Here is a 14,378-nt window from a genome sequence, read left to right on the forward strand (position 1 = left end):
GCGCGCCGCCCGTTCAGCGGGGCAGAAGCAGCGCCTCGGCGCCCACCGGCCGGTAACCCGCCGCCTGGAACGCCCGCAGACTGCGGGCGTTCCCCGCGGCCACCTGGGCCCAGACCGGTTCCCCGGCCAGATGCCGCGCCGCCGACGCGAGCGCCCGGCCCAGACCCCAGTGCCGTACGCCCTCGTCCACCTCCACCGCGACCTCCAGACGGCCCCCGACCCCTCGTCCGAGGACCAGGACCCCGCCGTCGGCGGCCCACGCCCGCACGTCGTCGCGCCGTCTGCGGGACCCCGCGATCCGGGGGTGGGCGAGGTCGTCGATCTCCTTCAGCGCGAGGGCCGCGGGGCCCGTGAGCGGGGCGGCGACCGACAACAGGTCGACGGTGTCGTTCGACCGTCCCGTCCGCTCCAGGAACGCGGCGAGGAACCGCGGGTTCATGGCCGCCGCGAGCGCGTCGCAGTCCAGGGCCCCGAGCGCGGCGCGCACCCAGCCCTCGTCCTCGTCGGTGAAGACGACGGAGTGCGCGGTGAAGGCGAGGACGCCGGCGTCGCGCGGCGAGTGCTGGCGTACGACGGTGGTGCCGCCGTCGGGCGACGGGAAGACCCCCCGGGCCGCGCCGTCCAGAATGTCGCGCAGAGTTCCGGGCATGACTGTCCCCCGCCGCTTGAGTCTCCACCCACTGGAAGGCCCACACTCCCAGACATGATCGACGACGGCACCGCACTTCTCACCATCGGCGAGCTGTCCCGGACCACCGGCCTGAGCGTCCGCACCATCCGCTACTGGTCGGACGAGGGCGCGCTGCCGCCCGTGGCCAGGTCGGCGGGCGGCTACCGGCTGTACGACGCCGGATCCGTGGCCCGGCTGGAGCTGATCCGGACCCTGCGCGAACTCGGACTGGGGCTCGGCGACGTCCGCGCGGTCCTGGCGGGCGAACGGACGGTGGCGGAGGTGGCGGCCGCGCACGTGGCCGCGCTGGACGCGCAGATCCGGTCCCTGAAGGTGACCCGGGCGGTGCTGTCGACCGTGGCACGACGTGGTTCGAGCGCACAGGAGACGACACTCATGAACAAGCTGGCGCGGCTCTCGGCCGCCGAGCGCGGACGCATCATCGACGACTTCATGGAGGAGACCTTCGGCGGTCTGGACACCGCCGACCCCGACATCCGCACCCGGCTGCGGTTCGACGTCGGTGACCTGCCGGACGACCCGACACCCGAGCAGGTGGACGCCTGGGTGGAGCTGGCCGAGCTGATCCAGGACCGCGGCTTCCGCGCCCGGATGCGCGAGATGATCGAGTTCAACGCGGCGGACCGGGGGCCGGACGTGCCGCCGGGCACCTCCGTGTGGTTCATGAGCCGGCTGGTGCACCTCGCGGGCGAGGCGCTGGAGCGGGGCGTCGACCCCTCGGGCCCGGAGGCGGACACGGTGCTGAGCGGCCTGCTCGGCGACGCGGACCGGGCCTCGGTACTGGCCCGCATGGAATCCGCGGCCCATGCCGAGATGGCCCGCTTCCGGGAGCTGAGCGCCCTGGTACGGGGCGTGGACCCGCTGTCGGCGCACCGTGAGGAGTTCGCCTGGGTACTCGCCGCACTGCGCGCTCACCGGGACCGTTAATCTGACCTCCGTACACAAGGCAGTAACGCATGCAGTGATGCACGACGAAGGGGCGGATCGGTGGCCGACATCGAGGAAGCACGCAAGCAGTTCGAGCGGATCGATTCGGACGGTGACGGATTCATCACCGCGGCCGAGTTCAAGTCCGCTCTCGCCCAGGGCGGCGACTGGAACGTCACCGAGTCGGTGGCGGAGGCCGTCATCGCCAGCCGCGACCTCAACGGCGACAAGGTCCTCTCGTTCGACGAGTTCTGGACGCACCTGAACAAGTGACCCGGAAAGGGGGGCCCGGCACCGGGTCCCCCTTTTGCGTGTCCCGGCCGTTCCGCGACGGCCGTTCCCCGCGGCCGTTCTGCGCGGCCGGTCCCGGAGCCCGGCCTCCCGGTCACCCCGGGCCGGTCTTCCGGTCACCCAGGGCCGGTCTTCCGGTGGTTCCGGGCCCGGGTCTCCCGGTGGCTCGCCGGTCCGTTCGCCCGTTCGCCGCGTCCGCGGAATAGGCCGTGCCGGGCCGGAGTTGACGCCCCTCGACAGACGTATGCATGTGCATCGACTTCGGAGGGCACGTCATGAAGATCGGCATCATCGGCGCGGGCAACATCGGCGGCAACCTCACCCGGCGGCTCACCGCCCTCGGCCACGACGTCTCCGTCGCCAACTCGCGCGGTCCCCAGACGCTCGGCGCGCTCGCCGAGGAGACCGGGGCGACCCCCGTCACGGTCGGCCAGGCGGCTCGGGGCGCCGACGTCGTGATCGTCACCGTCCCGCTCAAGGCCGTACCGGACCTGCCGGAGGGCATCCTGGACGGCGCCGCCGAGGGCGTCGCCGTCATCGACACGGGCAACTACTACCCCCAGCAGCGCGACGGCAGGATCGCCGGGATCGAGGACGACGGCCTCACCGAGAGCCGCTGGACCGCCCGGCAGATCGGCCACACCGTCGTCAAGGCCTTCAACGGCACCTACGCCCAGGACATCCTGGACCGCGGCCTGCCGGCGGGCGACCCCGACCGCATGGCCCTCCCGGTGGCGGGCGACGACGAGGCGGCGAAGACGGTCGTCCGCGGCCTCATCGACGAGCTCGGCTTCGACACCGTCGACGCCGGAGGTCTGGACGACTCCTGGCGCCAGCAGCCGGGCACCCCCGTCTACGGTCTGCGCGAAGGCCGCGACGCGGTGGCGAAGGCACTGGCGGAGGCGTCCCCGGAGCGCCAGGCGGACTTCCGCGGCTAGCGGGCCCACCCGGCGCGGCCTGGACGGCGCGGAGTCGACGACTTCCGGACGCGCGTGGGCGGGCGGCTAGGCGCCGTCCGCCCACGCGCGCAGGGCGGCCTTGGTCCCGAAGTCCGCGACGTCCCGGTCCATCGGCTCGGAGGTGTACTGGTGGAAGCGCCACTTCGCCTGGATGCGCGGTTCACCGGCGGTCACGTAGTCGGCGATCCACAGGCCGTCGCCCGCGTACGAGGTGGTGTCGACGTTCAGCCAGAAGTTCCGGTTCGTGTAGAGCACCACGCGGTTGTCCGGGCGGAGTTCCTTCAACCGGCGGATGAAGCGGTCCTTCTCCGCGTTGCTCGCGTGCGTGCCCTCCCCGGTGGTCTCCCAGTCGACGGCGAGCAGGTCGCCGGCCCGCTCGGGTGCCTTGCTCACGAAGTACGCGGCCTGGGCGGAGATGTTGCCGGGCCACAGGAAGTGGTAGAAGCCCACGACGCAGTCCGCGTCGCGGGCGGTCTCCGTCTGCGCGGTGAGTTTCGGATTGACGTACGAGCGGCCTTCCGTCGCCTTGACGAAGACGAAGGAGAGACCGGCGGTGCCGTAGTCGGACGGCTGATAGGCGCTGACGTCGATGCCTCGCAGCATGGGTGGTGCCTCCGTGCGTGGGGGGAGGGGGACGGGTCACCCGGGGCGTCGCCCGGTGACCGATGCCCGGCGGCCGCGGGGAACGGCCGCCGTTGCCCATGGGCGGTCCGTGAGGGACAACTGTCTTTGGGGTTCCCGCACTTGGCCCCCTCCACGCTCGCACGCACGACCGGCACCCTGTTCGGCCGGGCCGCCGGGCCGCGGGCGCGCGAAGGCGGCCGAAGAAAATACCGGACCGCGGCCGGTCGCCGACACGGGCGGAAGTACCAGTCGCGAAACAGGGTGCAGGGACCATCGTCCTATAGCACTCGGACACCGTGAACCGTCAAATTGGAGACCACGGCGAGAAATCGTGCAGAGGTCATGACGGGAGTGATCGTGTCCGCGCAGATAGCAATTGATCCCGGCCGCTTCAGCCAGTTCGGTGAAGCCACCGGAAGCACCTTCTGTCTGATCACGAATTCCGAACTGGTGGACCGGATCGAAGTCGTGCGGACGGCACCCTATCGGGAATTCCTCACCATCACGCTGGACGCCGGCGACCGGTTCGAGGAAATCCTCGCCAAGAGGATCCCGGAACCCGCGCACGTCCTCGTGGTCTCGCCGCACAGGTTCTTCGAATCACCGGACCCCGATCTGGTCGGGCAGCGGAAGATCATGGGAATGGCGTGCAACTCGACGCCGACCGGCCTCGACGAGATCCGGCACTTCCTCGGCGTGATGGAACGGACCTCGGCGGCCGAGCAGGCGGCGTTCTGCGACACCTTCTTCGAACTCGCCGAGGACTCCGAGCAGCTCGTGTACGCCGACCCCGTGCACGGCACCCGCGCCACCCTCGACCATCTGCGCGAGGGCCTGGTCTGGAACCAGCAGGCGGGACCGCTGGACTGGGGCGACCAGCAGATCGTCCCCTCCGGCGAGATCAGCGTCCTGCCCGTCGAGATCAGGGAGTTCGACGAGGCGCTGAAGCTGCCCCTGGAGGGCGAGATCACGCTGCGCGGCTACCCGATCCTGCACAACGGCACCCCCTCCTTCTCCCGGACCGACCAGGCCCGCATCCACGCACAGCTCTGGGCGATGCGCGACAACGCGATCAAGGCCACGGTCGAGGACGGCAGGATCACGCGCCTCCAGGCGCTGGACGCGGGAGCGGCGCCGGCCGTGGCGATGCTGGAGCAGATGTTCGCAGTGGACTCCCGGTACCGGATCGTCTGGGAGATCGGCCACGCCCTGAACACCTCGCACGACATCCTCCCCGGGAACCACGCCATGAACGAGGTGTACGGCGGTACGGAGGGGTGCCTGCACTTCGGCCTCGGACTCACCCCGTACACCCAGTACCACCTGGACATCATCTCGCCCGACACCCGCGTGCTGACCAGTAACGGCGTCGCGGTGATCGGCCACCCGGACCACCCCACCGTGGAGAGGGTCACGCCCCTCGCATAGCGGGTCGCGACCGCCCGGACGGGGTGAACGCAAGGAAATCAACCCAACAGGAGGTGACTCCCCATGAAGAAGATCAAGGTGCAGAAGAACCGCAACTACCTGGGCACGCTCCTGGGCTGAGTACCGACCCGCGGCGGGGCAGTCACCACGCCCCGCCGCGGGGTTCCCCTTTTCCTCATCGGGGATTCCCGTATTTCTCTCCCAGGGAGCGCTCCGTGCAACCGCTGGACATCACGACGAGCGACTTCGACCAGTTCGGCCCGCCGGCCGGGACATTCTGTCTGATCACGAGCGAACAGTACGGCGACCTCTTCTCCCTGCATTCCGGCGGCGGATATTCCCGCGTGCTCCCGCTGACGCTTCCTCCCGGCACCCGCCTGGGCGAGCTGATCGAGCGGAGCGTCCCCGAGGACGCGCACGTGCTGGCCGTCTGCCCCGGGCGGTTCCTCGACTCGCCGACCGAGCGGGAGCTGGGCGGCCGCAAGCTGGCCGTGCTGCCGGCCGGGTCCACACCACTGACCGGCGAACACGTCCGCTACTTCCTGCGCACGGCAGCCCTCACCGACGTCGCCCGGCACACCCGGGTGGCCGAGGAGTTCTTCGACCTCGTGGGCGACAGCGACCGGCTGACGATCGTCGACGACGTCTCCGGCACCGAGGCCGGGTTCGACCACACGGCCGGTGACTGCGTCTGGAACATGCAGGCGGGTGTCCTGGAGGCGGGCGACCAGCAGATCTTCCCCTCGGGGAAACTGAGCGTCACCGCCGCCGAGATCACCACCTTCGAACCGGAGGCCCGGCTGCTCGGCCTCGACGGCGAACTGACCCTGCGCGGCTGGCCCATCGTCCACCGCCACCAGGACCCGGCCGACGGCGCCGAGCAGCAGCGGCTGTTCGAAGCGCTCTCGCCGCTCGTCACCGACGCCGTCACGCTGCGCGTCGCCGCCGGAAGCATCGAGAGCGTCACCCCGCGGACACCGGGGGCGACCCCGGCCGCCGTGGAACTGGAGAAGCTGCTCACCGACGATCCGCGCTACCGCGTCATCTGGGAACTCGGCTTCGGGATCAACACCAGCACGGAGATCATCCCGGCGAACTGCGGCCCGAACGAGGTGTACGGCGCCACCGGCGGTGTCGTGAACCTCGGCCTGGGGATCACGCCGGCCACGCGGTTCGCCCTGGCCTTCCTCTGCCCCCGCAGCTCGCTGGTGACATCGGACGGCACCGCCGTCCTCGGCGCCCGCAAGGCGGTACGCCGCGGCCGGATGCAGCGCGTCTCCAGCGCGGGCTGCGGCTGCCACTGACCCCAAGGAGGAAGCACGCCATGACGACCCACTCCGAACTGCGCAAGAAGGTCGACGCGGTCCTCGACACCTTCATCAAGGACTTCTACGAGACCGTCCCCTACGCCCAGCACCAGAAGAACGCCTCCGAGCTGAACCTCGACTACTACAAGCGGCACAACATCGAGACGATCCTGCGGCTGCGCCGCAAGCGGACGGTCGACGCGCTGGCCATCAAGTACTTCACCAAGGTGGACCCCGTGCAGGCCAAGGCCTGGGCGCACTACACCGACGACGAGATGCTGCACGACCGGCTGTTCGCCGCCGACCTCGCCAAGGTCGGGGTCACCAAGGACCAGATCTACTCCACGGAACCCCTGCTCTCCACCAAACTCCTCACCGGATACCTCCAGTTCGGCATGGAGTTCGAGGACAGCCCGATGGCGCTGATCACCAGCGTGTACTTCGTCGAGTACGTCACCACGCGCACCCAGCCCGACTGGCTGGACAACCTCGGCGACGTCCTCGGCGAGGAGAACGTCAAGGGCGCCCGCGCGCACGTCAACACCGACCTCGACGACGACCACGACGACTTCGTGTGGCGCGTGCTGTCCACCCTGGTCCGCTCCGAGGACGACGAGCGCAAGGTCGTCGAGCACCTCCACAACGTCTACTGGCTGTGGAAGCTGTACTTCGTGGAACTGCACCAGCTCACCGTGCTGGGCAAGAGTGACGCCCAGATCCCGCTGCCCACCGCCTCCGAGGTCTGAGCGGGGCAGCGGTGGCCGACGACGACCGAGCCACACGGCCCGGCGGGCGGTCCGGGGTCGAGGTACTGGCCCTGCCGCCCGGCCGGGAGCTGCCGAGCCGGACCGAGAAATGGATCGTGGACGGTCTGGTCCTCGCCATGCCGGGACTCCACACCCGGCAGCTCTTCACCCTCCGCCGCGAGATGCTGACCGACGCCGAGTACGTCGTCGTCGGGGTGGACCGCGCACGCGACCGGGTCGTCTCGCTGCTCACCTCCCGCTGGGCCGAGATCCCTTCGGGGCGGCCCTGCCTCCACATCATGATCCAGTTCGTGGGGGACGCGTACCGGGGCGCCACGGTCTTCAAGGAGAGCTGGGCGCTGCACTTCGCCCGGCTGCTCGCCGACGGCCGCCCGTTCCCCGAGGTGATCGCCCTCAAGACGTACAACCCCGTGGCGCACTGCGCGATGGCGGCGTTCAGCGGCCATCCGGACATCGCCATGTACCCGGACCTCGCGGGCAAGGACGACAGCCAGGAGGCCCTGGCCGCCGAGGTGGCCGCGGCGCTCGCCCCCCGGGCCGCGTTCGACCCGGCGCGCGGGGTCATCCCGGGCATCGGCCGTCCGCTCGACCTCTACCGGGAACGGCCGCTGAGCCATGTGCCCGAGGCCAACCGGTACTTCGCCGAGCACACCGAGCCGGGGGACCGGGTGCTGTGCCTGCTGAACGTGCCCACGCGGGCGGGGGCGCACGCGATCCTCACGGCCCTCGGGGTGCCGTTGCCCTCCGGGCGGAGCTGAGCCCCGCCGGCGGGCCGGGTCAGGCGCCCCGGGCGATGCCCCGGGCCCGCCGCCCGGGGCGCCGCCGCGGGCAGTCCAGGCATGTCGGTACTCCAGAACGCGAGGCAGCATGGCGGTCACATCGGACACAGCAGACATGTTTCCCCTCGACTACTCCCGGGCCCGCGCCGCCTTCCTGGGCGCCGCCGAGGAGGCGGGCGCGCGCCTGCGGACCTTCACCCTGCCGGGGCACCGCGGGCCGGACGGCGGCGAACTCTGCGTCGACACCGCCTTTCTGGGGCCGCCGGGCCCGGCGAAGCTCCTGGTCACGGTCTCCGGGACCCATGGCATCGAGGGCTTCTGCGGTTCGGCCTGCCAGACCCGCGTGCTGCTGCGGGAAGGCGTCGCCGAGGCCGCCGCCGGACCGGAGACCGGCGTCCTGCTCGTCCACTCCCTCAACCCCTACGGCTTCGCCTACCTGCGGCGCGTCAACGAGGACAACGTCGACCTCAACCGGAACTTCGTCGACCACGCCGCCCCGCCGCACAACGACGCCTACGACGCCGTGCACCGCACCCTGGTGCCGGCGGACGCCGCCGCCTTCGTGCCCGGCGACCTGGTCGCGGACCTCACCGCGCTCCGCGGCCGGCTCGGCCCGCAGCGGCTCCAGGAGGCCGTGACCCGGGGCCAGTACCGCCACCCCGACGGGCTGTTCTACGGCGGACGGGCCCCGGTCTGGTCCCGGCGCGTGTTCGAGACGGTGGTCGCCGAGCAGATCGCCGGCGCCGGCCACGTCGGTTACATCGACCTGCACACCGGGCTGGGCGACCGAGGGGTCGGCGAGCCCATCTTCCGCGGCGGGCGGGACGCCGACGCCCGCCAGCGGGCCCGCCGGTGGTACGGCGACGCGCTCACCGCCTCGGAGGAGGGCACGTCCTCCTGCACCCCGATCGTCGGCAACACGGCGACCGCGGTGGCGGACGGCCTCGGGCCGGGCGGCCGGCTGACCGCGATCACCCTGGAGTTCGGCACCCAGCCGGGTCCCGAGGTGCTGGTGGCGCTGTGCGCGGACGCCTGGCTCCACCGCGACCGCCCGCCGGCCGACGCGGTCCGCTCGGGGCTCAAGCGGCTGATCCGCGACGCGTTCTGCCCGGCGGAGGACGCCCGCTGGCGCGAGCAGGTCCTCCAGCGGGCGCGCGAGGTCTTCGGCCAGGCCCTCACCGGTCTGGCCGACGCCAAACCGGGAGACCCCGGCTGACCGGTCCGCGACCCGGCCCGCACGACCGTCGGGGGGCCCCCCCCCCCGGGGGGGCGCCCCCCCCGGGGCCCCCCCCCGCCCCCCCCCCCCCCCCGCCCCCGCCCCCCGCCCCGCCCCCGGGCCGGTGCCGGGAGGGGCCCCCCCAGGGGGGGGGGCCCCCCCCCCCCCGGCCCCCCGGGGGGGGGGGGCCCCCCCCCCCCCCCCCCCCCCCGGGGGCCCCCCCCCCCCCGGGGGGCCCCCCCGACGCCGTGTCCCCTCGCCGGCATCACCGCGCACACGGCGCCGGACCGGCGCCGTCCGCCGGTCCGGTTCCGTGACGGTCCCGCCTCAGGAGGTCTTCCGGCCGATCGCCAGTACGGCCGTTCTCGGCAGGGTGCAGGTCCATGTGCGGGCCGACGGGTCGTACGCGGCCGAGAACGCCTCCAGGGAGCCGTCCGCGCGCCGGTCGCGGAAGATCGTCTTGGCCAGCTCGACGGTGCGGCGTGCCGCGTCCGCCGGATGCCTCCGCTTGATCGCGGCGAGGCCGTACATGTCCAGCAGGTAGCGCCCCAGCTCCAGTTCGGCCTCCCCGGCCGTGGCCGCCGTCGCCACGTACGGGTCGGCCATCTCGGTCACCTCACCGGACTCGAAGCCCGCCTTCGTCAGGTAGCCCCACATCTCCTCCCGGCTGAAGTGGTCGAAGGCGTGGCCCGTCCGCGAGTACGGGTCGACCACGTCCTGGAACCAGGTCTCCATCGGGGACCCCACGAGGAAGTCGTGGAGCAGCAGGACACCGCCGGGCCGCAGCACCCGGTAGGCCTCGTGGGCGAGTTCGGCGCGGTCCTCGGCCGCGATGTGGTGCGACCCGTAGGCGACGAGGACCGCGTCGACGCTGCCGTCGCGCAGGAGCAGCCGGTCGGCGCGCTGCACCAGCGCCGGACAGTGGGCCGCCCACGCGGCGCCCACCATGTAGGGCGAGGCGTCGCACGTCAGCACGGACAGCCCGGTCAGACCGCGGGCGTCCGCGACCCTGCGGACCAGGCCGTCGCCGCCGAGCACGTCCACGACGACGGCGGGCCGGCGGTCGGTCCGGGCCGGCACCAGGGAGAGCAGATGGTGGATGCCCTGCGCGCGTGCGGCGAGGTTGCGGCCCTGCGCGCGGATGTACGAGGAACCCCGGCCGCCGGCCCCGTCCGCGCCGAAGTCGTCCTTGAAGTCCCCGGCTTCGGCCAGCCGGGCCCAGGCCCTGGCCCGTGCCGGGTCGACGCACGCGTACAGATCGGGAGCCGTCCGGCCGAGCCGGTTCAGATGATCCGTCATGTCCGCCTCGCCGAAAGTGACATGACGTCCCGCCGGTCCGGTCACGGCCGCTCTCCCGTGGACTCCAGGAAGAGCGCGAGGGCGAGCGCCATGCGTTCGATCTCCTCGGGGTCCACGCTCTCGTCGGGCGCGTGGATGAGGCACCGCGGCTCCTCGACCCCGATCAGCGCGATCTCCGCGTCCGGGAAGGTCTCCTGCAGCGCGTCGCAGGTGGGGATCGAACCGCCCTGCCCGGCCGTCGTCGGCTCCCGTCCGAACGCCTCCCGCATCGCCCGGACCAGCTGAGCGTAGGCCGGACCGTCGGTGCGGGCCCGGAAGGGACGGCTGGAGGAGATCCGGACGGTCTCCACCTCGACCTGCCAGGGTGCCGCCCGCTCCAGGTGCGTCCTCAGCGCCTCCCAGGCGGCGTCCGGCTCGGTCCCGTAGGGAATGCGCAGATTGAGCTTGGCCGTGACCTCGCCGAGCACGGCGGGGGCCGAACCGATCACCGGCGGGCAGTCGATGCCGACGACGGTGAGCGCGGGCCTGGCCCACAGCATGTCGGCCACACTGCCGTCGCCCACCAGCCGGACGCCCTCGCGGACCCCGATGTCGTGGCGGTAGCGCTCGGCGGGGTACTCCGCGCCCTGCCAGCGCCCGCTGTTGTCGAGCCCGTCGACGGTCGTGTTGCCGTCGGCGTCGTGCAGGGTGGCGAGCATCGCGATCAGCGCGTTGAGCGGGTCGGGGGCCGGGCCGCCGAAGGACCCCGAGTGGACCGGCCCCGCCAGCGAGCGGACGGTGACGGTGGCGTGCACCACGCCCCGCAGGTCGGTGGTGGCGGTGGGCAGCCCGGCCTCGCAGTTGCCGGTGTCGCACACGAGCACGGTGTCGGCGTACAGGAGCTTGGGGTTCTCCCGGATCAGGGTGGCGAGGCCACCGGTGCTCTGCTCCTCGGCGCCCTCGGATATGACCTTGACGCCCACCCCGAGCCGGCCCAGGTCGCCGAGCGCCCGCAGCGCGGTGAGCTGCATGACGATGTTGCCCTTGCAGTCGGCGGCCCCGCGCCCGTACCAGCGGCCGTCGGCGCGCTCGGTCAGGGTCCACACCGGGGTGGTCCAGGCGGGCTCGTCGAGCGGGGGCTGGACGTCGTAGTGGCTGTAGAGGAGGACGGTGGGGAAGCCGGGGGAGGCCGGCAGATGGCCGTACACCGCCTTGCTGCCGTCCGGGGTGTCCAGCAGCCGCATCCCGGGTATTCCGGCGCCGGTGAACAATCGTGCGACCAGGGCGGCGGCGCTCTCGCACTCCTCCACCGGATACTGCCGGGGGTCGGCGACGGACCGGTGCGCGACCAGGTCCCGCAGGTCCTCCTCGGCCCGGCCCATCAGTTCGCGCACCTGCGCGCGCAACGCCTTGGGCGGCATGCGGCCTCCTTCTCGGTCGGTGTTGGTGATGTGTTCCGGGTCGTCGTGCACGAGCGCCCGAGGCGCCCGGACCCCGGACGGACGAAGGACGGACGGGCCGGTCAGCCGGACGGGGACGGGGTGCCGGCCGGTCCGGCCGGTCCGGTCCCGGGGGTCCGGCGCCGGTCCACCGCGTCGGCGAGCGAGCGGCGCACCACGCGGGTACCCGCCCCGTAGCCGATACCCACAAGTGCCAGCACCAGCCAGAACACCGGCAGCGCGCCGTGTCCCGCGGCCAGGTCGAAGCCGCCGCCGACGAAGCCGCCCAGCATGCCGCCGACACCCCAGGCCATCGTGGAGTAGCCCAGGTAGAGACCCGTACGGCCCTCGGTCGCCAGGCCCGCGACGACCGCGTCGACCACCCCGCAGAACAGCGATTCGCCGATCGAGGTGACGATCACGGCGGCGACGACGGGGCTGATCCCGTCGACCGAGCACAGCAGCCAGCCGCCGCCGAGCAGCACCCCGGACGCCGCGAACAGGTCCAGGCGGCCGATCGTGGAGCGCTTCTCGACGCGCGAGCCGAGCAGCCACACGGTCAGCATCACCACGACGGCGTTGCCCGCGGTGAGCAGGCCGACCAGGTCGGAGGAGAGCTTCTGGTGGACGACGGTCAGCGGCAGCGCGACCCGGTACTGGGTGACGAGGAACCAGCCGCCGACCGCGAGCGCGCAGAAGGTCATCAGTGCCCGGTCGCGCAGCGCCTCGGCCATGGCGGCGGGCCTGATGGGCGCGGCGTTCGTGGCGTGCAGCCCGCGCAGCAGCACCGCGGAGGTCACGGCGAACCCCAGGTGCAGCGCGGCCGCGATGAGGAACCCGGCCTTCATCGCACCGGCCGCCATCAGCGCGGTGCCGATCAACGGGCCGATCAGAGCGGCCCCGTTGATGGACACGTAGTAGCGGCTGAGGTTGGCCGCGACCCCGCCGGACCTGCTGGAGGCGAGGACGCTGCGCGCGCCGTTGTTGTTGAGGGAGCCGCCGACGCCGAGCAGCGCGACGGCGGCGCCCCAGAAGGCGAAGCTGCCGCCCGCCACGGTGAACACGACGTACGCGCCCGCCTCGACCGCGAGCCCGAGGGTCAGGATCCGGGCGGAGCCGAAGCGGTCGCTGACCCAGCCGGACGGGATGCCGAGCCCGCGCCGGGTGAACTCCATGACCGCGAAGAGCAGACCGGTCTGAAAACTGCTCAGCCCCTCGTCCCTGGTCAGGTGCACCGCGAGGAACGGCACGACCATGAAGAAGCCGATGTTGGTGGTGAAGCGGCCGAGGATGACGACGTACGCCGGACCCCGGCCCGCGAGGAAACGGCCGGCCCGTGTCCCCGGGGTGTGCTCGGCCCGCGGCCCGTGGTTCCCGGCGAGCGTCACCCCGTCTCCCTTCTCGGAGGTCACCGGGCTCCCTCCCCGTCGGTGCGGACGACGATCCGGGCGGCCGCCGCGTCGGCCGCGTCGGCGGCGGTCTTGGGGTCGGGGCCCGCGGCGACGACATGCCCGGCCCGGTTCCAGGAGTCGCCGAGCGGCACCAGGTCGTCTCCCGCCGAGGGGAGTTCGCCGACGCGGATGACACCGTCCATCGCCAGGGCCTCCGCGACACCCGTCACCTCGGTGACCCGGCCGGGCCGGGGGGTGAGGTAGCGGATCGAGGCACCGCCCGCGTGGCCCGTCGCCGGTCCCGGCAGGACGCCGTGGGCGAGGGCGAGGACGGCGCCCTGGAGCATGTCGACGCCGGTGACGTGGTGGACGAGCTCCCAGATCTGGTCGCCGCCCTGCCGCGCGTTGATCTCGACGACGGTGGCGCGCTCGCCGTCCTCGGCGAGCATCACCTCGGTGTGGCAGGGGCCCCAGGCGTAGCCGACGGCGTCCAGGGCGGTCAGCGCCGCGTCGACGACGATACGGTGCCGGTCGGGCGGCAGCGGCGCGGGCAGGTCGTGACCGGTCTCCACGAAGTGCGGGGCACCCGAGGTGTGCTTGCGGGTGACCGCGAGGACCCGGTGGTGCCCGGCGGCCGACAGCGACTCCACGCTGAACTCCCGGCCGGTCAGGAACTCCTCGGCCAGCACGGTGGACGCGGCCGCGCCCTGCGGCCAGGCGAAGCCGGTCCGGGCGCCGCTGGTCCAGGCCCACGCCCGGTCCAGCTCGGCCTCCGTGCGCACGAGATGCACGCCGGTTCCGCCGTTGCCCTCGACGGGTTTGAGGATGACCCCGGCCGGGGCGCCGCGCAGCAGCGCGCGGGCCTCTTCGACGGTGGAGCACACCCGGTGGGCCACCGTGCCGAGGCCGCGGTCCCGCAGGTGCGCGCGCATGGCCGCCTTGTCCTGTGTCAGGGCGAGCGTCGTGGGCGAGTTGCCGCGGGCGCCCAGTGCCTCGGCCACGATGCTCGCCGGGCGCAGCGAGAGCTCGGTGAGCCCGAGCACCGCGTCCACGGGGCGCCGGGCGTGCACCTCGCGGGCGACGGCGAGCAGCGCCGCCGGGTCGGTGAAGTCCGCGTCGACGACCGCGAGGGCGAGGGAGGCCTCCAGCTCCCGGTCGCCGCCGGGGCGGTGGACCACGGTGAGCGCGACCGGCAGGCCGACGAACTTGCCCAGGACGTCGTGGCGGGGACAGATGAGCAGGAGGTGGGGTACGGGGGCCCCGAACGACTGGCCCGGCATG

14 protein-coding genes are annotated in these 14,378 nt (G+C 72.8%); 8 read left to right on the top strand and 6 right to left on the bottom strand.

Going from position 1 to position 14,378, the window contains the following annotated elements; translation table 11 throughout:
* Window positions 1–13: 13 nt before the first annotated feature.
* Window positions 14–649: a GNAT family N-acetyltransferase gene (locus ACFYYF_RS35640; protein ID WP_388782282.1), complete on the bottom strand. Its 636-nt coding sequence runs from the start codon at window positions 647–649 to the stop codon at window positions 14–16.
* A 54-nt stretch (window positions 650–703) separates the two neighbouring features.
* Between ACFYYF_RS35640 and ACFYYF_RS35645 the strand changes: the two genes are divergently transcribed.
* From ACFYYF_RS35645 to ACFYYF_RS35655, 3 genes are all read left to right on the top strand, one after another.
* A complete protein-coding gene (locus ACFYYF_RS35645; protein WP_388782285.1) occupies window positions 704–1,618 on the top strand; it encodes a MerR family transcriptional regulator in 915 nt (304 codons plus the stop codon).
* Window positions 1,619–1,678: 60 nt separating this feature from the next.
* Window positions 1,679–1,891, top strand: coding sequence for an EF-hand domain-containing protein (locus ACFYYF_RS35650; protein ID WP_103553197.1), 213 nt, complete (start codon window positions 1,679–1,681; stop codon window positions 1,889–1,891).
* A 293-nt stretch (window positions 1,892–2,184) separates the two neighbouring features.
* On the top strand, window positions 2,185–2,847 hold the full coding sequence (locus tag ACFYYF_RS35655) for an NADPH-dependent F420 reductase (protein WP_388782530.1): 663 nt from the start codon (window positions 2,185–2,187) through the stop codon (window positions 2,845–2,847).
* Window positions 2,848–2,913: 66 nt separating this feature from the next.
* On the opposite strand, the gene ACFYYF_RS35660 is transcribed toward ACFYYF_RS35655, so the two are convergent.
* A complete protein-coding gene (locus tag ACFYYF_RS35660) occupies window positions 2,914–3,471 on the bottom strand; it encodes a glycoside hydrolase family 25 protein (protein WP_388782288.1) in 558 nt (185 codons plus the stop codon).
* A 363-nt stretch (window positions 3,472–3,834) separates the two neighbouring features.
* Between ACFYYF_RS35660 and ACFYYF_RS35665 the strand changes: the two genes are divergently transcribed.
* From ACFYYF_RS35665 to ACFYYF_RS35685, 5 genes are all read left to right on the top strand, one after another.
* Complete coding sequence (locus ACFYYF_RS35665) at window positions 3,835–4,920, top strand: hypothetical protein (RefSeq protein ID WP_388782290.1); 1,086 nt, start codon at window positions 3,835–3,837, stop codon at window positions 4,918–4,920.
* Window positions 4,921–5,135: 215 nt separating this feature from the next.
* Complete coding sequence (locus ACFYYF_RS35670) at window positions 5,136–6,224, top strand: hypothetical protein (RefSeq protein WP_388782292.1); 1,089 nt, start codon at window positions 5,136–5,138, stop codon at window positions 6,222–6,224.
* 20 nt (window positions 6,225–6,244) lie between these two features.
* The gene (locus tag ACFYYF_RS35675) at window positions 6,245–6,973 is read left to right on the top strand and encodes a hypothetical protein (protein ID WP_361691565.1); all 729 of its coding nucleotides are present in this window, start codon (window positions 6,245–6,247) and stop codon (window positions 6,971–6,973) included.
* An 11-nt stretch (window positions 6,974–6,984) separates the two neighbouring features.
* Entirely contained in the window at window positions 6,985–7,752 is a 768-nt protein-coding gene (locus ACFYYF_RS35680) for a hypothetical protein (RefSeq protein WP_388782295.1), read from the top strand.
* Window positions 7,753–7,861: 109 nt separating this feature from the next.
* Entirely contained in the window at window positions 7,862–8,989 is a 1,128-nt protein-coding gene (locus ACFYYF_RS35685; RefSeq protein WP_388782297.1) for a M14 family metallopeptidase, read from the top strand.
* Between the two features lie 327 nt (window positions 8,990–9,316).
* Here ACFYYF_RS35685 and ACFYYF_RS35690 read toward each other — a convergent pair whose 3' ends face one another.
* The 4 genes from ACFYYF_RS35690 to ACFYYF_RS35705 all read right to left on the bottom strand — a co-directional run bounded on the left by ACFYYF_RS35690 (window position 9,317) and on the right by ACFYYF_RS35705 (window position 14,377).
* Window positions 9,317–10,288, bottom strand: a complete 972-nt coding sequence (locus tag ACFYYF_RS35690; RefSeq protein WP_388782299.1) for a class I SAM-dependent methyltransferase — start codon at window positions 10,286–10,288, stop codon at window positions 9,317–9,319.
* A gap of 41 nt (window positions 10,289–10,329) precedes the next feature.
* The gene (locus tag ACFYYF_RS35695; RefSeq protein WP_388782302.1) at window positions 10,330–11,688 is read right to left on the bottom strand and encodes a dipeptidase; all 1,359 of its coding nucleotides are present in this window, start codon (window positions 11,686–11,688) and stop codon (window positions 10,330–10,332) included.
* 101 nt (window positions 11,689–11,789) lie between these two features.
* A complete protein-coding gene (locus ACFYYF_RS35700) occupies window positions 11,790–13,118 on the bottom strand; it encodes an MFS transporter (RefSeq protein WP_388782305.1) in 1,329 nt (442 codons plus the stop codon).
* Window positions 13,115–14,377, bottom strand: coding sequence for an ATP-grasp domain-containing protein (locus ACFYYF_RS35705; RefSeq protein WP_388782308.1), 1,263 nt, complete (start codon window positions 14,375–14,377; stop codon window positions 13,115–13,117). Before ACFYYF_RS35705 ends, ACFYYF_RS35700 begins: the two co-directional genes overlap by 4 nt.
* Window position 14,378 lies beyond the last annotated feature (1 nt).

This window comes from Streptomyces sp. NPDC001914, from assembly GCF_042891215.1.
In the GTDB taxonomy this organism is placed as follows: Bacteria; Actinomycetota; Actinomycetes; order Streptomycetales; family Streptomycetaceae; genus Streptomyces.

Excerpts from the sequence above, each read along its gene's own strand:
- ACFYYF_RS35705 (WP_388782308.1), bottom strand. The coding sequence starts at position 14,377 with ATGCCGGGCCAGTCGTTCGGGGCCCCCGTACCCCACCTCCTGCTCATC.
- ACFYYF_RS35640 (WP_388782282.1), bottom strand. The coding sequence starts at position 649 with ATGCCCGGAACTCTGCGCGACATTCTGGACGGCGCGGCCCGGGGGGTC.
- ACFYYF_RS35645 (WP_388782285.1), top strand. The coding sequence starts at position 704 with ATGATCGACGACGGCACCGCACTTCTCACCATCGGCGAGCTGTCCCGG.
- ACFYYF_RS35655 (WP_388782530.1), top strand. The coding sequence starts at position 2,185 with ATGAAGATCGGCATCATCGGCGCGGGCAACATCGGCGGCAACCTCACC.
- ACFYYF_RS35695 (WP_388782302.1), bottom strand. The coding sequence starts at position 11,688 with ATGCCGCCCAAGGCGTTGCGCGCGCAGGTGCGCGAACTGATGGGCCGG.
- ACFYYF_RS35660 (WP_388782288.1), bottom strand. The coding sequence starts at position 3,471 with ATGCTGCGAGGCATCGACGTCAGCGCCTATCAGCCGTCCGACTACGGC.
- ACFYYF_RS35685 (WP_388782297.1), top strand. The coding sequence starts at position 7,862 with ATGGCGGTCACATCGGACACAGCAGACATGTTTCCCCTCGACTACTCC.
- ACFYYF_RS35665 (WP_388782290.1), top strand. The coding sequence starts at position 3,835 with ATGACGGGAGTGATCGTGTCCGCGCAGATAGCAATTGATCCCGGCCGC.
- ACFYYF_RS35675 (WP_361691565.1), top strand. The coding sequence starts at position 6,245 with ATGACGACCCACTCCGAACTGCGCAAGAAGGTCGACGCGGTCCTCGAC.
- ACFYYF_RS35690 (WP_388782299.1), bottom strand. The coding sequence starts at position 10,288 with ATGACGGATCATCTGAACCGGCTCGGCCGGACGGCTCCCGATCTGTAC.